The sequence below is a fragment of the Okeania sp. SIO1H4 genome (assembly GCF_010672695.1).
GTDB lineage: Bacteria > Cyanobacteriota > Cyanobacteriia > Cyanobacteriales > Microcoleaceae > Okeania > Okeania hirsuta.
In genome coordinates, this window is sequence record NZ_JAAHGB010000006.1 from 420,582 (window position 1) to 445,638 (window position 25,057).

25 protein-coding genes are annotated in these 25,057 nt (G+C 36.1%); 15 read left to right on the forward strand and 10 right to left on the reverse strand.

Going from position 1 to position 25,057, the window contains the following annotated elements; translation table 11 throughout:
- The first annotated feature begins 220 nt into the window (after positions 1-220).
- From trpA to F6K06_RS06205, 9 genes are all read left to right on the forward strand, one after another.
- Complete coding sequence (gene trpA / locus F6K06_RS06165) at positions 221-1,027, forward strand: tryptophan synthase subunit alpha (RefSeq protein ID WP_124147583.1); 807 nt, start codon at positions 221-223, stop codon at positions 1,025-1,027.
- A gap of 457 nt (positions 1,028-1,484) precedes the next feature.
- A complete protein-coding gene (locus F6K06_RS06170) occupies positions 1,485-2,420 on the forward strand; it encodes a phosphoribulokinase (RefSeq protein ID WP_124147582.1) in 936 nt (311 codons plus the stop codon).
- A 626-nt stretch (positions 2,421-3,046) separates the two neighbouring features.
- The gene (locus tag F6K06_RS06175; RefSeq protein WP_124155384.1) at positions 3,047-3,634 is read left to right on the forward strand and encodes a class I SAM-dependent methyltransferase; all 588 of its coding nucleotides are present in this window, start codon (positions 3,047-3,049) and stop codon (positions 3,632-3,634) included.
- 92 nt (positions 3,635-3,726) lie between these two features.
- Positions 3,727-4,314: a class I SAM-dependent methyltransferase gene (locus F6K06_RS06180; protein WP_124155383.1), complete on the forward strand. Its 588-nt coding sequence runs from the start codon at positions 3,727-3,729 to the stop codon at positions 4,312-4,314.
- A gap of 75 nt (positions 4,315-4,389) precedes the next feature.
- Entirely contained in the window at positions 4,390-4,536 is a 147-nt protein-coding gene (locus tag F6K06_RS06185; protein ID WP_192901307.1) for a hypothetical protein, read from the forward strand.
- 23 nt (positions 4,537-4,559) lie between these two features.
- Positions 4,560-4,964, forward strand: coding sequence for a class I SAM-dependent methyltransferase (locus F6K06_RS06190; protein WP_287240304.1), 405 nt, complete (start codon positions 4,560-4,562; stop codon positions 4,962-4,964).
- A 114-nt stretch (positions 4,965-5,078) separates the two neighbouring features.
- On the forward strand, positions 5,079-5,318 hold the full coding sequence (locus tag F6K06_RS06195; protein WP_287240302.1) for a hypothetical protein: 240 nt from the start codon (positions 5,079-5,081) through the stop codon (positions 5,316-5,318).
- The gene (locus F6K06_RS06200; protein ID WP_287240299.1) at positions 5,312-5,494 is read left to right on the forward strand and encodes a hypothetical protein; all 183 of its coding nucleotides are present in this window, start codon (positions 5,312-5,314) and stop codon (positions 5,492-5,494) included. The genes F6K06_RS06195 and F6K06_RS06200 overlap by 7 nt, the downstream gene beginning before the upstream one ends.
- A complete protein-coding gene (locus F6K06_RS06205; RefSeq protein WP_287308809.1) occupies positions 5,491-5,823 on the forward strand; it encodes a hypothetical protein in 333 nt (110 codons plus the stop codon). The genes F6K06_RS06200 and F6K06_RS06205 overlap by 4 nt, the downstream gene beginning before the upstream one ends.
- Before the next feature lie 99 nt (positions 5,824-5,922).
- Here the strand turns inward: F6K06_RS06205 and F6K06_RS06210 are convergent, their stop codons facing one another.
- Both F6K06_RS06210 and F6K06_RS06215 read right to left on the reverse strand, forming a co-directional pair.
- Complete coding sequence (locus F6K06_RS06210) at positions 5,923-6,069, reverse strand: hypothetical protein (RefSeq protein WP_192901216.1); 147 nt, start codon at positions 6,067-6,069, stop codon at positions 5,923-5,925.
- A gap of 193 nt (positions 6,070-6,262) precedes the next feature.
- Positions 6,263-7,255 carry an RluA family pseudouridine synthase gene (locus tag F6K06_RS06215; RefSeq protein WP_287240293.1) on the reverse strand — a complete coding sequence of 331 codons (993 nt, stop codon included), beginning with the start codon at positions 7,253-7,255 and terminating at the stop codon, positions 6,263-6,265.
- Between the two features lie 397 nt (positions 7,256-7,652).
- Here F6K06_RS06215 and ilvN point away from each other — a divergent pair, with 397 nt between their 5' ends.
- The 3 genes from ilvN (at position 7,653) to F6K06_RS06230 (ending at position 10,718) form a co-directional block, all read left to right on the forward strand.
- Positions 7,653-8,177 (forward strand): acetolactate synthase small subunit, encoded by a 525-nt coding sequence (ilvN, locus tag F6K06_RS06220; RefSeq protein WP_124147476.1) that lies wholly within the window; start codon positions 7,653-7,655, stop codon positions 8,175-8,177.
- Positions 8,178-8,798: 621 nt separating this feature from the next.
- Positions 8,799-10,526, forward strand: a complete 1,728-nt coding sequence (locus F6K06_RS06225) for a CAP domain-containing protein (protein WP_287240290.1) — start codon at positions 8,799-8,801, stop codon at positions 10,524-10,526.
- A gap of 24 nt (positions 10,527-10,550) precedes the next feature.
- A complete protein-coding gene (locus F6K06_RS06230; protein ID WP_161564446.1) occupies positions 10,551-10,718 on the forward strand; it encodes a hypothetical protein in 168 nt (55 codons plus the stop codon).
- 437 nt (positions 10,719-11,155) lie between these two features.
- Here F6K06_RS06230 and F6K06_RS06235 read toward each other — a convergent pair whose 3' ends face one another.
- The 6 genes from F6K06_RS06235 to F6K06_RS06260 all read right to left on the reverse strand — a co-directional run bounded on the left by F6K06_RS06235 (position 11,156) and on the right by F6K06_RS06260 (position 22,081).
- A complete protein-coding gene (locus F6K06_RS06235; protein WP_124144339.1) occupies positions 11,156-14,854 on the reverse strand; it encodes an adenylate/guanylate cyclase domain-containing protein in 3,699 nt (1,232 codons plus the stop codon).
- A gap of 1,454 nt (positions 14,855-16,308) precedes the next feature.
- Positions 16,309-16,701, reverse strand: coding sequence for a RidA family protein (locus F6K06_RS06240; RefSeq protein ID WP_124144340.1), 393 nt, complete (start codon positions 16,699-16,701; stop codon positions 16,309-16,311).
- Between the two features lie 267 nt (positions 16,702-16,968).
- Positions 16,969-17,787, reverse strand: a complete 819-nt coding sequence (locus F6K06_RS06245) for an ion transporter (RefSeq protein ID WP_124144341.1) — start codon at positions 17,785-17,787, stop codon at positions 16,969-16,971.
- Between the two features lie 151 nt (positions 17,788-17,938).
- Entirely contained in the window at positions 17,939-19,267 is a 1,329-nt protein-coding gene (locus tag F6K06_RS06250) for a photosystem II assembly protein (RefSeq protein WP_240038881.1), read from the reverse strand.
- A gap of 299 nt (positions 19,268-19,566) precedes the next feature.
- A complete protein-coding gene (locus tag F6K06_RS06255; RefSeq protein ID WP_124144342.1) occupies positions 19,567-20,448 on the reverse strand; it encodes a radical SAM protein in 882 nt (293 codons plus the stop codon).
- A gap of 628 nt (positions 20,449-21,076) precedes the next feature.
- Positions 21,077-22,081: a Gfo/Idh/MocA family protein gene (locus F6K06_RS06260; RefSeq protein WP_124144343.1), complete on the reverse strand. Its 1,005-nt coding sequence runs from the start codon at positions 22,079-22,081 to the stop codon at positions 21,077-21,079.
- 309 nt (positions 22,082-22,390) lie between these two features.
- On the opposite strand from F6K06_RS06260, the gene F6K06_RS06265 reads away from it, so the two are divergent.
- The 3 genes from F6K06_RS06265 to F6K06_RS06275 all read left to right on the forward strand — a co-directional run bounded on the left by F6K06_RS06265 (position 22,391) and on the right by F6K06_RS06275 (position 23,746).
- Positions 22,391-22,684, forward strand: coding sequence for a 2Fe-2S iron-sulfur cluster-binding protein (locus F6K06_RS06265; protein WP_124144344.1), 294 nt, complete (start codon positions 22,391-22,393; stop codon positions 22,682-22,684).
- A 392-nt stretch (positions 22,685-23,076) separates the two neighbouring features.
- Positions 23,077-23,370, forward strand: a complete 294-nt coding sequence (locus F6K06_RS06270) for a ferredoxin (RefSeq protein ID WP_287240281.1) — start codon at positions 23,077-23,079, stop codon at positions 23,368-23,370.
- A gap of 67 nt (positions 23,371-23,437) precedes the next feature.
- Positions 23,438-23,746 carry a 2Fe-2S iron-sulfur cluster-binding protein gene (locus F6K06_RS06275; RefSeq protein ID WP_287240279.1) on the forward strand — a complete coding sequence of 103 codons (309 nt, stop codon included), beginning with the start codon at positions 23,438-23,440 and terminating at the stop codon, positions 23,744-23,746.
- An 83-nt stretch (positions 23,747-23,829) separates the two neighbouring features.
- On the opposite strand, the gene F6K06_RS06280 is transcribed toward F6K06_RS06275, so the two are convergent.
- Both F6K06_RS06280 and F6K06_RS06285 read right to left on the reverse strand, forming a co-directional pair.
- Complete coding sequence (locus F6K06_RS06280; protein WP_275670330.1) at positions 23,830-23,961, reverse strand: hypothetical protein; 132 nt, start codon at positions 23,959-23,961, stop codon at positions 23,830-23,832.
- A gap of 57 nt (positions 23,962-24,018) precedes the next feature.
- The gene (locus F6K06_RS06285; protein ID WP_124154702.1) at positions 24,019-25,023 is read right to left on the reverse strand and encodes an aldo/keto reductase; all 1,005 of its coding nucleotides are present in this window, start codon (positions 25,021-25,023) and stop codon (positions 24,019-24,021) included.
- Positions 25,024-25,057 lie beyond the last annotated feature (34 nt).

Consider the following 25,057-nt stretch of genomic DNA (forward strand, 5'->3'; position numbering starts at 1 on the left):
TTGTTGAAAACCCCAAGCAATTTGAAGTACCCCCGACGGTAGGGTATTAAACCCGCAACAGATTAACGAAGTCAGAAGTTAACCCACCCCTCGCCCCTCCCCCTCCCAGGAGGGGAAGTAGGGGATTTGAGCAAACCTCCAAAAATATTTGGCCTTAAAAGGCGGGGTTGCGCGACCCAATTATTTTGACAAATTATTTATCCAATATTGAAAATTAAAAATGATTTCAGTTTCTCATCGCTTTGAATCTCTACGCAATTCGGAAAATGGTCGCCAGTGTGCTTTTATTCCTTTTATTACGGCAGGCGATCCAGATTTGGAAACTACGGCCAAAGCTTTGGAGGTATTGGATAATAGTGGGGCCGATCTGATTGAGTTGGGTGTGCCCTATTCTGACCCTTTGGCTGACGGTCCAGTAATTCAGGCTGCTGCTACTCGCTCTTTGGGGCGGGGGACTACTTTGGAGTCGGTGTTGGAGGTGGTGCAGACGACGAGCAAGAAGTTGCGATCGCCAATTATTTTGTTTACTTACTATAATCCGATTTTGTCTCGAGGGGTGGAGAGCTTCCTGAAAAAAGTTTATGATGCTGGTGCTAGGGGTTTGGTTGTGCCGGATCTGCCGTTGGAGGAGGCGGATATTTTGTTGAAACCTGCTGCGGATATTGGGGTTGAGTTGACTTTGTTGGTGGCTCCTACTAGCCCAAAAGAGAGAATAGAGGCGATCGCTCGTCAGTCTCAAGGGTTTATTTATCTGGTGAGTGTGACTGGGGTGACGGGAATGCGTAATCAAGTACAGACCCGGGTTGAAGATTTGTTGGTAGAAATGCGAGGGGTGACAGATAAACCTATTGGTGTTGGTTTTGGCATTTCTCAACCGGAACACGCTGTGCAAGTCAAAAATTGGGGGAGTGATGCGGTTATTGTGGGTAGTGCTGTGGTGAAGCGTTTGGCTGAGGGAACGCCGGATGAGGGTTTGGAGGCGATCGGGCAGTTTTGTCGAAGTTTGAAGGGTGCTATTAGTTTATAGTATGGAAGAAGGAAGAAGAAAGAAGGAAGAAGGAAAAATCTTACATTGTTTGAGTTTTAAGCTGTCGATCTATCCTAACCTTTCCTTAGACTACTATATTATTGTTAGAAGAAGTATTTAGTAGAAGTCTGTTTATTGCCTGAAGAATTAAGAAAGATTTTAATTGGAATTTTTGGCATTGCTGATTCTAGGTATGATTTGAGAATTTTGTATTTGGGATTCTGTGTTTTGGATGGCTTTAGTTACTTGTTAATATTAACTGTTCCCTATTCCCTGTTATTTAGTATTTCTAAAAATTGGTCGGATAGTTGTTGAGAAAGTTTCTAGATAAAGATTTTTTCCTATCACTTCAGTAGAGCGATCGCTAGTGTCAAATAGATCGTAAAATTGAGAAATAATTAGAAATTTCCAGTTGTTTTATGTAAGCCGTTGTCCGGTAGTAGGGAGAAGTGAAATTATGAATTATCGTCCAATCATTCTAGGAATTGTCGGTGATAGCGCTGCGGGTAAAACTACTTTGACTAGAGGAATTGCTCAAGTCTTAGGGCCAGAAAATGTGACTGTCATTTGTACAGATGACTACCATCGCTATGACCGCAAACAAAGGGCGGAAATAGGTATTACAGCCCTACACCCAGATTGTAACCATCTTGACATAATGCAGCAACATTTGACTCTGCTGCGTACTGGACAAGCAATTCTTAAGCCCATTTATAATCACTCAACGGGAAAATTTGACCCGCCAGAATATATTAAGCCTAGCAAGTTTGTGATTGTTGAAGGACTATTGGGTTATTCGACTAGGGGGGCGAGAGATTGTTACGATGTGAAGGTGTATCTTGCACCACCAGAGGATTTAAGGGCGAAGTGGAAAGTAAAACGGGATACTATGAAGAGGGGATATAGTGAAGAACAGGTTCTCAAAGAGATGGAAAAACGAGAACCAGATTCGGAGGCTTTTATTCGTCCCCAACGCAAGTGGGCAGATGTCGTTGTTACTTTTTATCCTCCTTCAAATGATGAAAATAGCTCTCAACTTCATGTACGCTTGGTGCTTAGGCCAACTATTCCTCACCCAGATTTTCTAGAGATTATTGGCCAAGGTAGCCCTAGTTTTCAGCCAGCAGTGCGCTTGGGGTTAGACCGGGATATGGGTAAACCAGTGGATGTTTTGGAAATTGATAGTCATGCGACTAAGGAACAGGTAAATGAGTTAGAGATGATTTTATGTCAGGATACCCCTTACTTAAGGGATTTTTGTTCGCCGAAAGGAGATCCAGATCTTGGTAAGTTAGTTGGTACAACTGGGGAACTGCTTCAGAGTTATCCTTTGGCTTTGACTCAGTTACTTGTTGCTTATCATATGATTAAGGCAACTAATATTTATCAGTAATATTTAGTTTTTAACTGTCGTATTCTTGTCATATTTTTTATCACTAAAGTTTGGTTGGATCGGTAGATTAAGTATCAGTAAATATTGAAATAGAAACTATGCTGAACAAAATTTCCGCCGAAGAATTTTATGACAATTATGCTATCAAATATTATGATGATGTTGTGTTTAAGGGTAAGTGTAATGCACAGCATTTGAATGAAGCTTTCAAAATATTCCATTGACACAATTATCATCAAGACAGGATTTTAGATATAGGTTGTGGAACAGGGTTTATAAGTGGATGATTGCAGGGAAATTTTGAATATATAGGGATTAATATTTCAGCTAATATGCTAGATTATGCAGCCCAAAAAGGAGGCTACAAAAATACGGAATTCTCTTTTCTCTTGCTCCATTGGATATGACTCTGAGACCTTCCCATTGCACCTTACAGGAAGCTCCGAAGAGAGAACTCCGTTCCGCTGTCGCGAACGACAGCTTTTTATCTCCTTAAAAGAGGAGGGTTTAGACCAAAATTTTTCGGTAAAAAATACAAGTCTTGTGGAGAAGTTCTATGGAAGGTTTATATTGTGGTCTAAGAATTAAAACTTTTGTCAGTCTAGTTATATTTTGAAATAGAAATTATGCTGAACAAAATTTCCGCCGAAGAATTTTATGATAAATTTGCTGATAACTATGATGATGCGATCGAAGACTCTAAGTCTAAAGTACAGTATGTAAATGAAGCGCTTAAAATGTTCCAACAACGCAATTACCATCAAGGCAGTGTTTTAGATATAGGTTGTGGAACTGGACTTCTAAGTGGATTATTGCAGGGAAATTTTGAATATACAGGGATTGATATTTCAGCTAAGATGCTAGAATATGCAGCTAAAAGAGGTTATAAAACTATTCATAAACCGATAGAAACTGCTTTAGCTGAAATTGATTCTCAGTCGTATGATTTTGTTTTTTGTTTGGGTTCATTGTATTTTGTTGAAGATGCTGCAACAGCAATTAAGCATATTTATCGCATTGCTCGTAAAAATATTATAATCAGCTTAGATGAGGCAACTGAGGAATTTATTAAAAACGTTGTTGTGCCAGTTTACGACCATTCAAAAATAGTAATTGAAAATGCTATTGAAGATTATTTTATATTAGGTTGGACTTCTCCAACTACAGGTATTCCTATCCGAACTCGGATGATTTATATTGAGCAAAAAAACTAAGGTAATGGTTTAATTAAGGTTTGACATTTAATATGGCCTATTTATCATACTATATAGGATGGTAAATATAAATAAATTTTGAACTATAAATTATGGTAAATAAAATTTCTGCTGAAGAATTTTATGATGAACTTGCTGCTAACTATGACGATGTGCTAAAAGACCCTAAGTGTAATGTACAACACATTCATGAGGCAGCTAAAATATTCCATCAATATAATTACCATCAAGGTAGTATTTTAGATATTGGTTGTGGCACAGGTTTTCTAAGTGAATTATTACAGGGAAATTTTGAATATACAGGTATTGATATTTCTAGTAAAATTCTAGATTATGCAGCTAAAAGAGGTTATAAAACTATCCACAAATCAATTGAAACAGCTTTACCTGAAATTGATACAAATTCCTACGATTTTGTTTTTTGTCTGGGTTCATTATTATTTGTTGAAGATTCTCAAACAGCAATCGAGCATATTACTCGAATAGCTCGTCAAGCTATTTTGATTAGTATTGATGAGACAACGGAGGAATTTATTAAAAACGTTGTTGTGCCAGTTTACGACCATTCAAAAATTACAATTGAAAATGCTATTGAAGATTATTTTATATTAGGTTGGACTTCTCCAACTACAGGTATTCCTATCAGAACTCGGATGATTTATATTGAACAAAAAAACTAAAGTAATTTCAGTTATCAGTTAGCCTCCTAACGGAGTGCGGGATAGTAAAAATAAATCAATTTTGAACTATAAATTATGGTAAATAAAATTTCTGCTGAAGAATTTTATGATGATTTTGCTGCCAACTATGATGATGTAGTCAAAGACCCCAAATGTAATGCACAACACATGAGGCAGCTAAAATATTCCATCAATATAATTACCATCAAGGTAGTATTTTAGATATTGGTTGTGGTACAGGTTTTTTGAGTCAATTATTGCAGGGAAATTTTGAATATACAGGTATTGATATTTCGGCTAAGATGCTGGAATATGCAACTAAAAGAGGTTATCAAACTATTCATAAACCAATAGAAACGGCTTTACCTGAAATTGATACTCAATCCTATGATTTTGTTTTTTGTTTAAGTTCATTGCATTGTGTCGAAGATGCTCAAACAACAATTGAACATCTTTATAGAATTGCTCGTCAAGCTATTTTAATTAGTATTGATGAAGCGACAGAGCAATATATTAAAAATTTTGTTGTGCCAGTTTACGAGCATTCAAAAATGGTAATTGACAATGCTATGGAAGATTATTTGATATTAGGTTGGACTTCTCCAACTACAGGTATTCCTATCAGAACTCGGATGATTTATATTGAATAAAAAAGCTAAAGTAATAGTTGAATATTTAATAATATTTAAGGTTCAACGCTCGCCTATTTATTATACTATTACTATGCTGGATGATAGAGCTAAGTCAATTTTGGATTGTAAGTTATGGTAAACAAAATTTCTGCTACAGAATTTTATGACGATTTGGCGGCAAAGTATGATGATGATTGGCTCAATAATAGTCAGTATAATGTACAACTTGTAAATGAAGCAGTTAAAATATTCCAACGACACGATTATCGTCAAGGGAGTATTTTAGATATTGCTTGTGGAACAGGAGCTATTAGTGAATTATTACAGGGAAATTTTGATATACAGGTATCGATCTTTCTACTCAGATGCTAGAATATGCAGCTAAAAGGGGCTTTGAAGAAGGAGACAGGAGACAGGAGACAGGAGACAGGAGACAGGAGGAAAATTACATGGGGATAGTCAACGAAGGGCCGCTCCGCGTCTACGCTCCCCCAAGTAATTTTGAACACCGTGTAGACGGTGGGGTATTAAACCCACAAAGAAAATGATAAAACTATCAACAAATCAATTGAAACAGCTTTACCTGAAATTGATACAAATTCCTACGATTTTGTTTTTTGTCTGGGTTCATTATTATTTGTTGAAGATGCTCAATTGCGGTTTGATCATCATCGATCAAATTGCTCGTCAAGCTATTTTGATTAGTATTGATGAAACAACGGAGGAATTTATTAAAAATTTTGTTGTGCCAGTTTACGAGCATTCAAAAATGGTAATTGGCAATGCTATGGAAGATTATTTTATATTAGGTTGGACTTCTCAAACTACAGGTATTCCTATCAGAACTCGGATGATTTATATTGAACAAAACAATTAAATTTAATTATAGATTAAGTAGTGATTTTTTAGTTTACCTCCTGACAATTAAAAGGATGTACTGAACTAATATCACTACTTCTAAAAGACTATATTTTTTTTAAAATACGAAAGGTAATATTGAAGTGGGGGCAGGTATCATTTCACTACCTCTAAGATCTAGTAGTTGTACAATAATTAAATAAGCGATCGCCAAAGCGATAGAAATAGCTCCAGTAATAATAGCCACAATTTTTCCACGATCCATAATTTTCTACTCCTGAACTTATTTCATAATTAAAAAAATTAGCTTTTTGTTGGTTGGGTGGAGGAACGTTCTTCGTCGCTTATCTGCAGGATAAACTCAACAAACTCGTTTTGTCTGTTGGGTTGCGCTACCGCTTAACCCAACCTACAGTATTATAACTGACTCCTGAGTTCTAACTTCTAACTTCTAACTTCTAACTTTTGACTTTTGACTTTTGACTTTTGATTTCTAATCCAGAACGTCTACGCAAAACCTCAACCAAAGTGAGAAAATCTTCTGGCAAAGGAGCGATCGCCTCCACTAACTCTTCAGAAACAGGATGTTGTAACTCTAGTCGCCAAGCATGAAGCGCTTGACCATTTAAATTCACTCCTACCGAACGACCTTTTCCATAAATAGTATCCCCCACAATAGGATACCCTATTTTAGCACTATGAACCCGAATTTGATGAGTCCTGCCAGTCTCTAACCGAAACAACATCATAGAAAAATTTCCCAAACGTTCCTTAACTTCCCAATGAGTAACGGCGACTTTTCCGCCTCTTTCCACTGGTGTCACTGCCATCTTTTTGCGGTCTACCCGATGACGACCAATAGGTAAGTCTATTATACCACTATCTGTTTTCGGACTACCATAAACCACTCCTAAATATTCCCGCCTCGCCGTTTTTGCCTGCAACTGTGCTTGCAAATGTTGATACGCTTGGTCTGTTTTCGCCACCATTATTGCTCCAGTCGTATCCTTATCCAAACGATGTACAATACCCGGTCGTTGCACTCCACCAATACCCGCCAAAGAATCACAATGAGCTAAAAGTGCATTCACCAAAGTACCATCAGAATGTCCGGGAGCTGGATGTACGACTAAACCTGCTGGTTTGTTGATAATTAATAAAGTATCATCTTCGTAGAGAATATCCAGAGGAATATCATTAGCTTCTATTTCTAAAGGTACTGGTGGGGGAATAGTTAAAATAATCCGATCGTCATGCTGTACTATTACTTTTTTAGAGGTGCAGAGTTGGTCATTTATTTTCACATTACCTTGGGATATTAACTTTTGAATATGTGATCGCGATAGGTCAGGTATTTGCTCAGATATCCAGATATCCAAACGCTGATTTATTTGCTTGACAAATTCACCCTTACTCTTTACCTCTAAAATTATTGAACTTTCATCAGCCATAAGTTGTACAAATTGTTAGTGGGATAAAAACCCGATTAAACCTAAACTTAAGTATAAAATAACAAAATATCAAATATAGCACTACGCAAATAGGGAGCGGACATTTTTAACGAAGTCAGAAGTCAGAAGTCAGAAGCGAGTGTGTAATTCTGAGGTCCCCTCAGAATGTAAGACACACTCAAGACAGTCAGAAGTTATTTTTGTAACGGGAATTTAAGTCCCGCTCCAAAAATATTTCGCCTTAAAAGGCGGGGTTGAGCGACCCATATTATTTTGATAAATGATCAAAGTTAGTCAGGGATTACTTCTGACTTCTGTACGTCGCCAATCCGATGGCTCCCCTATCTGACTTACGCGTAGCGCTATAGGTTGGCCAAGATAGCTACTGAATTAGAGAATGAAACATACTCTTTCTGTTTTAGTTGAAGACGAAGCGGGAGTTTTGACCCGCATTGCTGGTTTATTTGCCCGTCGTGGTTTTAATATTGAAAGTCTGGCGGTTGGCCCAGCAGAACAATCTGGTGTTTCTCGAATTACAATGGTGGTGCCTGGGGACGACCATGTGATCGAACAGTTGACCAAACAACTATATAAGTTGATTAATGTTTTGAAAGTACAAGATATTACTGCTATTCCCTGTGTGGAACGAGAGTTAATGTTACTCAAGATTAATGCTACTACAAATATGCGATCGGAAGTGGTTGAAATTGCAAATATTTTTCGGGCGCGGGTGGTAGACTTAGGTGACGACTCATTAACTATTGAAGTAGTAGGAGACCCAGGAAAAATGGTTGCCATTGTCCAAATGCTTGCTAAATATGGTATCCGTGAAATTGCTAGGACAGGCAAAATAGCTTTAACTCGTGAGTCTGGAGTTAATACTGAGTTCCTAAAATTGAGAGCTTTGGAAGTAAAAATGTAAGTATTTTCTAGGATGTTAATTAGGAAAGGGTTAATCCTATAGGAGAGGGAATGGTGATTTAAGCTTTTATCTGATTTATAAAACTACTATTTTTTCTCTTTTTAAACTTGACTTTCCTTGAAATTTTACTGATTTAATTTTTCTCCTAATCCTAGTTATTTTCAATTAAATATCCTACCTTAAGTAATTACTCCTTTTTTGAGTGCAACCTCATTAGAAGTAATTACTTTTTTTTATTAATATTTTTTTGTGTTAATTAAATAGAACGACTAACAATATCCTTAAGGATATCCGACGGTAATATCGCTAAAAATACGATTTTTAGCTTAAAAAAAATTAAGGAAAGTGTTTTGACTTAAGACAAATATACTAACTTTTTTATATTGCAAAATTGCTCCCGGAAATCTACAAAGTTCCATGTAGATCTAGATAGAAAATTAAATAATTTCTTGTTCTTAAAACACAAAACAAGTAGTTAAATTATTTCAATTAATTATGAATTTTAACTACATGATTTGGCTGATTTTTCGAGCAATATTTAATTACTAAAAACCTGAATTTACAAGGGAAATCATCCCTATTTTTCAACTACTGTCCTTTAAATTTACAACACAACAAACTATGGCTACTACACTTCCTTCCGCCCAAGATCAATATATGCTCGAATTGATCAACAGAGGTCGCCAAGACCCTGCTGCAGAAGCAGATCACTATAATATTGATCTAAATGAAGGACTCGCACAAGATACAATCTCCACTGATGCCAAACAACCTCTAGCATTTAGTCTCAACCTCAATACTGCTGCTAACGAACACAGTCAATGGATGCTAGATAACAACGAATTTAGCCACACAGGAGAAAATGGTACACAATTCTGGGAACGTATGACGAATGCGGGGTACCAATGGTTTGGTGCTGGGGAAAATATCAGTTTTGATTCACCACTAGCTTCCGGTATTTCCGACTTCACCGGTCTTGTGGAGGAAAACCACAAAGATCTATTCATAAGTCCAGGTCATCGTGAAAATCTTATGAATGCTAGCTTTGAGGCAATCGGAATTTCTTCATTACAAGCAACGACGTATACTTGGAACGGGACAACTTACACTGATGTAGTGATGACTACCCAAAAGTTTGGCCGTAATAACGATGGTCCATTTATCACAGGTGTTGCCTACACTGATGCAGTTACTGATGACGACTTCTATACAGTCGGTGAAGGAATAGGCGGCATAACAGTTACAGCAGTTGATACTGCCAATAGTGCTAATACTTTCACAACTACTACTTGGGATGCAGGTGGTTATAGTTTAGATGTAAGTCCAAATGCGACTTACGATGTTACCTTCTCTGGGGATCTTGATGGGGATGGTCAGGCAGATGATACAGCAACTTATCAAGTTACTGTTGGTTCCGAAAACGTCAAACAAGATGTAGTTAGCGACAACTTACCTCCATCTACTCCCACCAATAATCCTCCCACCGCAGTAGAAATAGATAACGATACTATTGCCGAAAATACTAGCAATAATACAGTGGTAGGTAACTTAACTACTTCTGACCCTGATGCTGGGGATACTCACAGTTATCAATTGTTAGATAATGCTAATGGTCGTTTTGCTCTAGATGGAGACCAAATAGTAGTTGCTGATGGTTCTGGGTTGGATTTTGAAAGTGATGCGAATCATAATATTACTGTGCGAACTACTGATGCTGGGGGTGAAAGTTTCGAGCAACAGTTAACTATTAATGTAAGTAATGTGGATGAGACTCCCACTGAACCAGATAACTTCAATACTATCTATGGAAGTGACAACAACGATAATCTACGTGGCACAGTAGATAATGATGCGATCTACGGTGAAGGTGGCAATGATTTAATTATTGGACGGAAAGGTGACGATCTGCTCAATGGCGACAGTGGAAATGACGAAATTAATGGTGGTTCTGGTAACGATATCCTCAATGGTGGTTCTGATAACGATATCCTCAATGGTGGAAGAGGTATGGATACTCTTACAGGAGTAGACATAACTTCTGCTCAACCTGGTTATAATGAGATAGATATTTTGCGGGGCAATGCTGATGCCGATCTATTTATCTTAGGCGATAGTAGTCAAGTTTACTACACTGGAAATGGTGTCAACGATTATGCTCGGATTGATACTTTCAATAGTGGTCAAGGCGATCGAATTCAACTATCTGGAAGTAGTGGTGACTATACATTAGAAGAAAATGTTCCTGGATTGCCAAAAGGAACTGCTATTTACAATAATGATGATTTGATTGGTATTGTCAATAATGTTGTAGATATGGATTTGAATAGCAGTGATTTTTCTTTTGTATAAATCTCTAGTTTGGTCTAAATTGATTTGGTTGGTAGTGGTGCATTTGATGATTTTGGTAAAGGTATGGTGAGCATTTTAGCCACCATACACCACTACTATAGCGCTACGCGCAAGTCAGAAGTCATATCATGTCCGGTAGCATCGGTATTGTATAGCAAAGGTAGGCAACAGGCAACAGTTAGGAAGGCTTAAGAGCAAGAAAAAAACTTATAGCAATGAGCGCTGGTATATTTACAAATTGCAGGAGGGGCCAAATAGCTAAAAGTCTTATATTATCGGCAATTTATTCCCCCTTCCGGAGCTGTTGCTTTCCGGAGCTGTTGCCTGCGCACAGCGCTATAAATTTCCTGTAGATATCCACGCTAACTTTTATACAAACGATACCAACGGACATGATATCATACCCAGAATCAGCAACGCCCTCTTCCTATTTCCACTTATTTGTAAGTATTAAACAGGATATGATATTATATCATGTCCAGATAATTAGTGATCAAAAAACTTTCTCCTTTTCCTCCTCTTTATTCTTTCTTCTTGCTTCTTTCTTCTTATTTCTTCCCTCCTGACTCCTGAGTTCTGACTCCTGACTCCTCCGTCGTTTATTTGTAAGTATTCAACTGGACATGATATTAGTCTACTCGACCCTCAAGCAAATGATTTTTGTGCGAAAAGATCAAATTTTTTTCACTATTTTCCCTTCTACCTTGAAGCCAATAAGTAATCATTTCTCCTCTACCTCTAACTGAAATATTTCCCCGTGGTTCTAATAAATATTTATCTTTTAAAACTTGATAAGTAGCTTCAGTAACTTGAATTTTTCCAGGTATTCCACTTGCTTCCATTCGAGATGCCACATTAACTGTATCACCCCACAAATCATAAATAAACTTTTTAGTACCAATTACTCCTGCTACAACAGTTCCAGTATTAACACCAATCCGAATTTGGAAAGGTTTTCCCAAGTCATTTAAAAATTTAGTAATGGCCTGCTGCATATCTATTGCCATTTCAGCGATCGCTTCTGCATGATCGTCTCTAGCTGCGGGTAAACCACCAACGACCATATAAGAATCCCCAATAGTTTTAATTTTTTCTAAATCATGTTGTTCAGTCAATTGATCGAAAGCTGAGAAAATTCGATTGAGCAGATCAACTAATTGATTAGGAGATATCCGAGCTGAAAAACCAGTAAAATCGACAATATCAGCAAACAAAATAGTTACATTTTCAAACCGTTTAGCAATTGGATGTTGATTTTGTTTTAATTTTTCAGCAATCTTCGCAGGCAAAATATTCAACAATAAACGGTCAGATTTTTCTTGTTCTAATCGTAGTGCACTCTCTACATGCTTACGTTTTGTAATATCTTGAATTGTACCTTCATAATAAAGTATTTCTCCCTCAAAATTACGAACTACACGAGCATTTTCAGAAATCCAGATTATAGTACCATCAACACGATAAGCTTCTGATTCAAAGGATGATATAGAACCATCTTTGTCAAGGGCAGCAATAAACTCAGAGCGACGATTTGGATTAACATACAGTTGTTGTGCAATGTCAGTCATTTGATTTTTCAACTCTGCTTCCGAGGAACAACCATACATCTTCGCTAAAGCTGGATTTGCACTAATGAAATATCCTTCTGGGGAAGTTTGAAATATACCTTCTGCAGTATTTTCAAAAATGCTACGATATTTTTCTTCAGCTCGCTGTAGTGCATCTAGCACCCGTTTGCGTTCTGTAATATTACGCGCTACCCAAATCACACAGTTATCTGGTAATGGTGAAATGTTAGCAGTAAACCAAATTTCATTAGGATTAGGAAGAGGAGAATAGGGATAGGGAGGCAAATCAGAAGATTTGTAATTAGGAACTTTGCATGAAATTCCCCATAGAGAGTTAGGCTTTTGAATATTGCCGTTCTGTGGATTTACAAGCAGACTATATTCTAAATTAACAGTTTCATGTGTATTCAGCACCCGCTGAATATTAATCATAAATAGGTTTGCTTGTTGAGGAGGCAAAACTTCATAAACACTTTTACCAATCAATTCATTGATGGGACTATATAACACTTCTGAATTAGTAGATAAGATTTTGACATATCTACCTTTAGCATCGAAGACAGTAATTACATCAGTCATTGCCTCAAACAAAACCCGCAGTTCCGCTTCTGATTTTCGTAAGGCGGTTTCTACTCGTTGACGCTCTGTAACTTCCATCATTAACAAACGATTTGATTCTTTGAGAGCAGCAGTACGTTCCTCCACTTTTGTTTCTAACTGCTGATTAGCTCTTTGCAATGCTTCTTGTGCTTGTTTACGTGCTGTAATATCTTCAACAGTTCCTTCGTAACGAATTAAATTACCATCTCGGTCTCGTACAGCTCTGGCATTTTCAGAAGTCCAGATCAGACTACTATCTCGGCGATAAACTTGTGACTGAAAGTTAACTACAACATCATGCTCCCGTAGTATTTGCATAAGTTGATAGCGGCTTTCTTGATTACCGTAAAGTCGATGTTGTAAGGAAGTAAGGTTAGTAATCATCTCTTCAGGAGATTCATAGCCATAAATTCTAGCTAATGCGGGGTTAACACTTATGAAGTAACCATCGGGAGTTGCTTGGAAAATTCCCTCGACGGCATTTTCAAAGATGGTACGATATTTCTCTTCTGCTTGTTTGAGTGCTGCTTCTGCATCTTTGCGTTCGGTAATATCAATACCTACAGCAAAAGCAGCTTTACCTTCAGCATATTTTTGGGAAACAATTAAATAATTCCGAGCAACACCATTCGCATAAGCAGATACTTCTCGACAGTCATCCCGAGCGTGACTGGCAAAAAATTGGCGCATAAATTCACTAAATTCTTCGCTGGCTTTCAGAAAGCCAATATTTTGGCCAATAAAAGCTTCTTTTGGTAAATTGTAAGTTTGTGCTAAGTGTTTATTAACTCCCAAGTAATGTAAATCTGAGCTGATCCAAGAGACAATTCCTGGAACTGCTTCTAAAACAGCTCCTAACTGTTCTTTAGTTGCTCCAAGGTCTGATTCAGCTTGTCTGCGTTCGGTAATATCAATACCTACCACAAAAGCAGCTTGATTTCGATCATATTTGCGAGCAACAATTAAGTGATTTTTGGTTTGATTTTGGTAATTTGAAATAATCTCAGAAGTTATTTCCTGCTGAGAACTTGCAAAAAATTCTTTAATTAAGGTATTAAATTCAGAGCTTTTATCTATAAAACCAATATCTTTACCGACAAAATCTGTTCTCGATCGTTTAAAGATATCAGCTAATTGTTGATTTACTTCAATATAGGTTAAGTCTGAATTAATCCATGAAACCATTCCTGGAACTGCTTCTAATACTGTTTCTAGTTTTTCTTTAGCTGCTAAAAGATTTTGTTCTGCTTGTTTGCGTTCGGTAATATCAATACCTACCACAAATGCAGCTTGATTTTGATTGTATTTTTCTGCTACAATCAAATAATTTCGAGGTTCTCCATGAATTTGTGATACTATTTCACCTGTGATTTCAGACTCAGAACTAGCAAAAAATTTATCAACAAATTTATTGAATTCAGAACTTATGCCTAAAAAACCAATGTTTTTACCCATAAATTCTTTTCTGGGCATACTAAAAATATCAGCTAACTTTTGATTAACTTCTATATAACATAAATCCGAACTAATCCAAGATACTGTACCTGGTACTGCTGCTAATACTGTTTGTAACTGTTCTTTAGCATTTATTAGGTCATTTTCTGCTTGTTTGCGTTCTGTAATATCAATACCTACCACAAAAGCAGCTTGGTTTTTGTTGTACTTTTCTGCGACAACCAAATAGTTGCGAGGTTGTCCATGAACTATTGATGTAATTTCACGACTTGTTTCTAAATTTGAACTTTCAAAAAATTCTTGTAGAAAGTCATTAAACTCAGAACTTGCGCCTAAAAAACCAATATTTTTACCCGCAAATTCTTCTCTGGGCATACCAAACATCTCAGCTAACTGCTGATTGACTTCTATGTAGTGTAAATCCGAACTCACCCAAGATACTGTACCAGGTACTGCTGCCAAAACTGTTTGTAATTGCTCTTGAGCTGCTTTCAGAGCTGTTTCTGCTTGCTGGTGTTTAACAATTTCTTGCACTAACCGATCGTTTGATTCTTTGAGTGCTGCAGTGCGGTCTTCAATGATCATATTTAACTCTTGCTCATTTAAAATGCAACTTGAATTTGCTGTTTTTAGTTCACTAACACTTTGGCGCAGAGCAATCAATTCCTGAATCAATTCCTTTTTAGTTTTATCTTGGTCATTCATAATTTTCAAAGTTTATGATGATCTAGGAGTATATTAATTTGTATTTAATCGTGCACTTATTTATACAAAGTTCTCTTGATTCCTATTTAATTTGTGGGCAATAAATATAATCATTTTGAATAGCAAAATGTTATACATTATTATCAATTAATACTAACTGTTGATAACAAATATTAATTATTCTCTCTCTCCTACCATAATAGTAGTTTTAATTTGGGTCGGGTGGACTTGAAGAATTTGAGAATATTAAAAATTTTTTCCTTTAAATCCTCCTATTTTCTGCTTTCAAAGCATCTATTCTAAAAATTAATTAAATTGAGAAAGGCGACAATTTAACAATTGTTTATATTTAGATGAATAGATTGGTAGATACCAGAGGGCTATCTACCAATCTATTCATCGATCTAGTAGACATTTCCTGATATAATTTGTATCAATTATGATGTTTTTTTCCTGGTTTGATATCTATGTATTCCTTATTTTGAGAAGGTTACAGATGGATATGCCCTATGATAGCAAAAAAACTGATGATATTGTAACACTCTCATATCTTAATGTCAAAATTTGGCCATGGATATGAAATAAATTGTTACTTTATCAAATAACCAATTAATTAAATTTGATATATGGTAATTTTTAGATGTAGTTATATAGACAATATTCTGGCAATAAGCAAAAACTCTATAATAGATAAAAATATCAGAATTATTTTTAGGTATTTACTACTACTTAGATTAGTAGAAATCTACTTCATATTGGGATTATCGGCGAGTTAAAACCTTGTAGTCAACAACACCAATTATTGTAAAATTTCTCATAGTAGTGAGATGTAATTTTATTCAATTTCCTACTTTTTCAGCAATTTCACTTTCAAAAATATTTAACACAACCACCTTGAGGAAATATTAGGGGAGATGGGGAGTGTGGAGAGTGTGAGATCCCACCCCTAATATCATGTCCGGTTGAATAATTAGACTTTGCTGGAAGGAAGGCAGAAGGCAGGAGGCAGGAGGCAGAAGGTTTTATCCTATTGTCACCTTAATTTTATACACGCTCCGATGCTACCGGACATGATATAACCCCTCCCAGGAGGAGAATGTGGGAATATCAAGAAAGATTTGGCAATGGCGCTCAGATAGAACATTTTTTTATACCGAACCCGAGCAGATTTGATATTAGCGGAGAAGTTTTGGATATATGCACTCTAGAGAAAATCTTCTTTTGATATCAAGTCTGCTTCAGTACTTATTAGGACTTATACCATGTCCGGTTGATTACTTATAAATAAACTACGGAGGAGTTAGGAGGGAACAAAGAAGAATAAACAGGAGTAGAAGCAGAAAGTTTTTTGTTTGCTGGCGCACAACGCACGTTAACGCGGAGCGCGGAACAGAGTTCTATCGCGCTCTTATCCGGACATGATATCATATCTCTTTTCACCAACGCCAAACTTTTTATAGTACTGCAATACAGTCAATTTCTACAAGTACATCTTTGGGTAAGCGAGCAACTTCAACACAGGCGCGGGCAGGGGCATTTTCAGGGTTGAAGTATTTAGCGTAGATGGTGTTTACGGTGGCAAAGTCGTTCATGTCTTTGAGGAACACGGTTGTTTTGACAACATTTGACCAAGATGCACCTGCTGTGGTAAGTATAGCTTCTAGGTTTGCCATAACTTGTTCTGTTTGTTTACTTACATCGTCGGTGTACACTATTTGATTGATTCTGGTGTCGATCGCTATTTGACCGGAGACGAATAGCATTTGACCTGTGGCAGCGATCGCTTGATTATATGGGCCAACTGGTTCGGGAGCTTTATCAGTTTTGATTATTTTACGGGTTGTCATATTTTGTTTTTTTGTTGGTTGATTATGGCTTGGTGTTGATGGCTAATAATTTTCAGCTTGATACATTTCACCATTTCGCATTATTGCATAAGTAAAGTCTATTTTTTCAACTTTAATGTAGTTATATCATGTCTGCTTAATTAGTGATAGAAAACTTTCTTCTTCTGTTCCTTCTTTTTTACTCCTGACTACTGAGGACTGAGGAGGTCCTCCTCGGTCATTATTTATAAGTATTCAACCGGACATGATATTACTGCGATAATCTTGTTATTCTTCATCTATTTTTTGACCACAATGGGGACAAATTATAGATTTTTTATTTTGATTTGAAGCCCGTTTTTTTTCTATTTCTTCAGTAAAACCAGAAGCAACTATACCTGCTGGTAAAGCAAATATACCAACTCCTACTAATGCAGCGATCGCCCCTAAAAATCTACCTAAAGGAGTAATGGGATAAACATCTCCATAACCCACAGTAGTTAAGGTGATAATTCCCCACCACATAGCAGCAGGAATATGAGGAAAATCATCTGGTTGAGCTTCATGTTCAGCGAAGTAAATTAAACTGGCAGAAGTTACTAATAAAACTAAAGCAATAAATAAAGTAATAACTATCTCTTCTTGTTTTGACTTGATAACTTTACCAAATAATTTGACTGTATCTGAATATCTACTAATTTTGAATAACCGAAATATTCTAAATAAGCGAAACGAACGAGTAAATATTAGATTTGGCCAAAATAAAGGTAAGTAAAATGGAAGAATTGCGATTAAATCAATAATTGCTAAAGGTTTGATTATAAATCTTATTCTTCCCCATATTGGATGTTTATATCCAGGAGCAACATTGGATGACCAAACTCGCAAAATATATTCTATGGTAAATATAATTACTGATATTAGTTCAAAGTTATCTAACCAGGTTTTATATGGCTGATAAATCTCTTCTACCGTGGAGATAATTACAACTAGAATACTCAGAAAAATCAATGTTATGATGCAGATTTTGAAGGTTTTGCTGTAAGTATCTCCGGGATTATCTAGCTCAATAATTTGAAATATTCGGCGTTTGATTTTGTAGAGCATTTTTCTAGATAAGTTTTGGAGTTATAGCAATTCCCATACTGGTGAGGTACAAAATTTTAGGCTTGAGGGAACAGGGAACAGGGAACAGGGAACAGGGAATAAAAAGACAAAAAGATAACTGTACCTCATGACTTTGGGAAACGTTATATTTTCATTTTTTGCAGAGAATTATATAGTCATCTAATCCATAGTTTGAGTTATGATTTAATCCAAGATATTGACGTTTAAGTGGGCTTATATATTTTTGAGGAGGTAATTTTTCATTAGCATACTTCAAAAAGTCTTTATGATATTCTCTGATTCCTGTTGAAGTAACATATTTATACCACTCCAGTTTTAACCCTAACTCCTCAACAAACTTTTCAAGCAAGTTTTTTTCTTGGATAATATCTTCTTTGGGCTGCATATTATAAAATCCGAATAATCTTTTTATTTGAACAATTAACATTACATAACCATCACTACTCAAACTCTCCTGAAATATTTTTCGATAAACATCGAAAGACTTTTTCTTTTCTGCTTGGTCAGCAAATAAACAGTGAGAAATAACTATAAAGTCAAAAAAGCGTTGTGGCAAAACTTTCGATTGCTCGTTGTATGTAAAAATATCAGTTGTATCAAATCGAAAATAAAGATTAGTTGGCATTCTTTGTTGTTCTATATATTGTCGCCAAAATTGAAGACCTCGATATTGAAATTGAGCTTGTTTTTCCAAAGAATAGTAACAAATGTGCATTGGAGGAGGGGAGAAAAAACCACTACTACTTTGTAGGAATAAAGCTAACCCATAAGCAACGGTTCCCGGACCAGCACCGATGTCAAGAATATTAAGTTTTGTAGGCAATAATCCAGATTTATATACTAGAAACCAAGCCAAATAACTAGAATATACATGATCGGGAAAATATTTCATCATATAAACATAAGGAGTAAAATTAAAAGCATAATCAGGATCTATATTACGCTTTAGTAATTTCATATCCTCGATCGCTGCTTGCAATTCTGATACTCGTTTTTCTTGGGGCACTCTATTAATTTCTTCCTGTATATACTCTGCCAAACTTGATTCAAAATCGTCAAATATCCGTTCATAGATTCCAGTACATTGCAATAAATTTTCATCTTTTTCAATTAACTGAAAACTCTTCGTGACAAACTCAATAAATTTTGGTTCTGGGGTCAATATATAGTCATCAAGTCGTCTAATTACTGCCTCGTCAAAATCAATCTTTAATTCTAACTCATCTAATTTATAAACAGCTTTTCTCAGATGTTCATTTAAACTGTTGATTTCTCTGTCTTTATCATTTAGAGATGTCTGAAACTTCAGCTTATCCTGATACAACTTCTCTAGGGGCGATAATTTAGCTCCTGAATTTTCAATAGTTTTAAATATATGATTAGCTTGAGCATTTTTGCCTTGTTTTAGGGCAAACCAAAACTTTAGAGAACGCCAAAAATTTGTGATGTAATTATTCATTAGTCAATTCTGCCTGAAATTATTTTATTCCTCAATTATTTAGTTTTTGTATTAACTTAATCGGGGAAATTTTGAGAATTTATCCCTAAATTAAATTGTTGATTTCTCTATCTTTGTTATGTTAAAGATGCCTGAAACTTCAGCCCATTCTGATCCAACTTTTCTAGGAGCGATAATTTATACCAATTTGGAAAAAGAATGTTATAGCAGTTGAAGGAAAGGTTAGGATAGATCAAAAACTGAAAACTCAAACAACCTAAGATTTTTTCTTCTTACTTCTTCCTTCTTCTTTCTTCCTTTTATTCATAAGTAAATCCTGCTTGACCTTCTTTAATTTCTACATCACTCAGTATTTCTACTAACTGAGATTTGAAGCTTTGATAATTTTTATTTTCATTATTGTACCACCAACTATACTTTTTTTTCATATCTATAGCTTCCTCGCGAGTGCTTGCTATGAGCGATCGCTTATGACTAGCATGAAACTCTTGAATTACAACTCTATCTACAAAATTTAGTTGTCTAATAAAATTTTCTTGTTCTTCTGGCAAAGTCGGCAGTAAAGGAGTAATAGTAATAGAAAGTTTAGGCAAATAACCTGTTAAATCATTAATTGTAGTTTTAATTTTTTTCATAGCATTAAGTCTAGCTCTAATACTAGGAGTTTGAGGCTCAAAATCTTTTCTTATTTTCTCACTACCAGTGGGAATACTCATATTAATTCTTAGATGTTTAAATCGCTGTAAAATATCAATATCTCTAGTTATCATTGGGCTGCGAGTTTGGATAACTAAAATTGGTCGATATTCCAACATTACTTCTAATAATCTACGAGTTAATTGAGTTTTAGATTCTATCGGTTGATAGGGGTCTGTCACACTACTCATATAAATACTAGGGGCTTTACTAGGATTTTTCTTATCCCATTTCAATAATTCTTTCTCTAAAACTTCCGCAGCATTTTCTTTAATAAAAACCCATTTTCCCCATTCATCTCTCATTTTTTCATTAGGGCTAAAAGCAGCAGCATAACAATAGCTACAACCATATTGACAACCACGATACGGATTTAAAGTAAAGTCATAAGCTTTAATAAAACCAGTAGCTTTATTTAATATCGATTTAGCGTTTTGTGCGTAAACATCAGCACTGCCAAATTTTTCACTAACTACTAATATCATGTTCGGTTGAATACTTAATAAATAACTGTTGTGAGGAGTCAGGAGTCAGGACTCAGGAGTCAGGAGGGAAGAAAGGAGTAATACATAGGAAATATTAGAGAATAGTATTGATAATTTCAGGATTTATTTGGTACTGTCAGTGTTATCAGTCCTTAAATTTTATTATAACTGACCCGTCCGTTAGCGTAGCTCCCCCGGAGGGGGAACATGATATAATATATTAAATGATGAAAATGTTTTTTAAAGTTACCAAAATTCCAGATTAATTCAGTATTTTCAAGGCTAAAATTTTCATAAATAAAATCAACAAATTTTTTGTTGAAAAGGATGTAAATTTTAATTTAATTAGAACAAAACTATTCCAGAAAATAGGCAGTAGGCAGTAAGGGAAAAGAATTGATAAATTCTGTGTGATAATTGATTTGATTTTTTATTATAGGAGATGTCTATTTTAAATTCCCAGCTCTGTTGTTGTAAGCATTTCCTACGGAATGCTGCGCAAACAGCATTCAGCTATGAGTTATGAACTTATATCATGTCCGGATAATAGCGCGATCAAAAAACTTTCTCTTTCTTCTTCTTTCTTCCCTCCTGTCTCCTGTCTCCTGACTCCTGACTCCTTCATCTTCTATAGATTAATAATTTTATTTATTTCTGATGCTTTTCTAGTCGCCTCAGCAACTTTTAGGGTATACAAACTTGCTTCTGGAGTTACATATAAAGGAGTTCCCTCCAATAAATGTTCAATTACCATTTTTGTATCTTTAGCAAATAAACCTCGTCGCGCCCCCACTTCTATAGTTTCTGTTTTTTCTCCCTGCAATAGTTGACCTTGTTGAGGAGTAAAAATTAATGTGCCTGCTTCGCCGTAAAGAGTAAAAGTGTTTTCTGAGATCCAAAATTTGTCACCTTTGCCATAGACGCTTTCCCCAATAACACCATTGCTAAATTTTAACTGGGCAGTACACAAACAAGCATTATAAAGGTCTGCTTCAGTGTACCAAAACTGACTTTGGCAATTGACATTATCAACTTGACCAAATAGGTCGGTAAACCGATGCAAACGAGAAAGCGCTCCCATAAAAGGAAAGCCAAATAATGAAGGCTGATAAGTCCATTTTACAGGTGCTGGCTGTTTAGAATTGATTGTAATGTAACGAGCGTAGAAGACTTTACCAATAGCTGATAAAGATTGTTTAATCGCATTATGGAGACTGCCGAGAAGCTCAATATGTTCGACGTGCAATAGCTTATTTTTCTTAGCTGCCAGAGAAATTAATGATTCGGCTTCATTTGAGTCTAGGGAAAGAGGATACTCCACAATGATGTGTTTATCATTTTCTAGGGCTGCACGAACAATTGATCCATGGTCTCTATTAATAGTAGAAACGATAACTAGATCCAAATCTTCTCGTTTTACCAACTGTTGCCAAGAAGCTGTATTCTGAACTTGGAAGGTTTGACTAAATTCCTCAGTTTTTTCTGGGGTATGACCTGCTACCGCAACTAGGAGCGATCGCGTATCTACTTTTAATGCCTCAGCTCTAGTTTTAGCAGCATGACCAGTACCAACAATACCTACTCTGATCGGGATAGTGGGGCATAAAGAGGAAGAGAGATTTGTTTGGGTCATAGTTAAAGTACAAAATTAAAATATTATACTTTAGATTATATATGTCAATGACTGTGCTAAAATTCAATATTTTTTAATATCTGTCTGAGAGTTGTTGTCCAATCAGGTATAAGTAATCAGAATTAAATTAGAATTATTTATAACAAATTCTATAGTAATTTTTTGCCTAATTTGTTTTACAACATTGATTTTTTCCCTTAATATCAAAGATGGAAATAAAACAAGTACAAATAATTTGGCTAATCAAGCCTTGTGTTTTGTATAAGTTTAAATTATATATAGACAAAACTAGCTGAAGAGGAAAAATAAATGGCCACTTACAAAGTTACTCTAGTTACACCAGATGGTGAAAAAGTAATTGAATGTCCTGATGATGAGATCATTCTTGATGTTGCTGAAGATCAAGGATTAGATATACCCTATTCCTGTCGCGCTGGTGCTTGCTCCTCCTGTGCTGGTAAAATTGAATCAGGTACAGTAGATCAAGACGATCAGTCATTTTTAGATGATGACCAGATAGAACAAGGATATGTACTAACCTGTGTGGCCAAACCAACGTCTGATTGTACTATTAAAACTAACGTGGAAGAAGAGCTAGGATAAGTAGCTGAGAGCAAATTAATTAATTTTTTTTGGTAATAGTTGAGGATCTTTCAACTATCAGCTAATACGCTGAAATTAAAGCTCTTCTCTTGTGTGAGGTAATTAATCAGCTAGCTTAAGCTCCAAGTAATTTTGGGGTTTTGCTTGTTTGGGTAATTGACCTCTACTAATTCTAATGTGAATCCCAGAAAATGAGTATCAGCGATCAAAATCAATATAAGTACTGATCGCTATTTTTCTAGTGGATAGCAGTAAAATCAATCAACGAGTTGCTGATTTAAAGCATCACGAGTCAGCTCTATTGCCTTAAAAATGAGTACGACTCTATCTAAACTAATGAACCCTTTTGTTTGTGGGATAGAGACGAAACTATTGAATATAAGGAATGCAAAATGGCAAGCTATAAAGTAAAGTTGAAAACTCCAGATGGAGAGCAAGAAATTGATTGTCCTGAAGACAAGTATATTCTTGATGAAGCAGAAGAGCAGGGACTTGACTTACCCTACTCTTGTCGTGCTGGTGCTTGTTCTACCTGTGCTGGTAAAATAGTAGAGGGTACAGTAGATCAAGGCGATCAGTCATTTTTAGATGACGATCAGATGGCCGCAGGGTATGTTTTAACTTGCGTAGCTTATCCCACATCTGATTGCACAATTGAAACCCACCAAGAAGAAGCACTTTACTAAAGTTAGCAGCTTCAAATCAATCAAAAATCAAAAAAATTGTCTAATTAATTATTGAGAGGAAAATTATATGCCTACCTACAAAGTTACTCTAGTAAATGAAGCAGAGGGAATCAACCAAACTATTGATTGTGCCGATGATACCTATATCCTTGACGCTGCTGAAGAAGCAGGTCTTGACCTACCTTACTCCTGTCGTGCTGGTGCTTGTTCTAGTTGTGCAGGTAAAGTAGAAGGTAATGCAGATGATGTAATAGATCAAAGTGATGGCTCCTTCTTGGATGACGATCAGATTGCAGAAGGATATGTACTAACTTGTGTTGCTTACCCTAAAAAAGACTGCACCGTTACGACTCACCAAGAAGAGGCACTTGTGTAGTTGAGAGAGTGTTTGTCAAATAAATATTAGACAGCGTAGTGGCGCGTCAAGCTTAAAATGGTATTGACATGGAGAAACAGGTGTTAAGAGTCTTGGCGTGCCACAGTTTCAACAACAGGATAAAGATGCTTCAATTTAATTCGTGCATCTTGGGTTGTCAAATGCCAAATTACTTGACTAGCTGTGCGATTTTGTTCCCGACGACTTTTTCCCATAAGCTCTAGTATTTTTCAACAAACCTAAAAGCTAAAACCTACAACCTACAACCTTCCTCAAGTCCAAGCACGGAAGAAAGTATTTTCTTGCCAAACACTGGCTGTTTTTTGTTCGATCGCTCCCATGTCCTGTTGAGTTAACTGTTGAAACGTTTGGGCGACTCTAACATTAGACTGCAACATTTCCACAGACTCTGTAGCTACGATACAACAATGTACGCCCTCTAAGGACAATACATATCCCATCGCTTCCTCCATATTCAATACCCCCGGTCGGAGTAATTTACCGTAAGCTGGTATTTTCATTCCAATAACACCCACATTTTTTTGTTGCGCAACAGGTAACACAGTAGGAGCAAATGGTCGTGGATGATGTTTGTCAGCAGCATTAATAGAAACCAGAGTCGTGTCAAATGGATAGCGACGTAGTCCCTCAGCAATAATATCAGGTTCGTGATGACCTGTAATTCCTGAAAATTTGACTATACCTTGTTCTTTTGCTTCTTCCATTGCTTTGATAGCACCTTGGGAACTGAATATTTCATCTAAAGTTTCTGTAAATGAAACATGGTGTAACTGCCACGAGTCGAGATAATCTGTATTTAACCGTTTTAGCGATCGCTCTAACTCTCTCCATGCTCCGTCGCGGTCGCGTCTTCCGGTTTTACTTACCAAAAATATATCTTTTCGATAAGCGGGTAAGACTTTTCCTAAATGTTCTTCACTTGCACCATAACTAGCAGCAGTATCAAAATATCTAATTCCTAGAGACAGAGCAGCTTCAATTATTGCAACTGACTCTTTTTCCTGTCCGCTTTTATTGAGGGGTGTTCTTCCTGCTCCACCTAAACCTAACAATGGTACTTTTACACCCGTTTTACCTAATACTCGTTCTGGCATTGTGGATGTGGTGGGTAGTTTTTCAGCAGATGCTACTTTGGTTTGAGTCTGTTTATTGATGGCAGCACCACCGATGATGCCACCCGTAACCGCAAGACTGGTTATTATTAAGTTACGTCGAGTCGTTTTTTTTTCATAGTTATCGATAGGTTTTTTTAACATTATAACAACTCTAAAAAATTATGTTTTTTGTGAT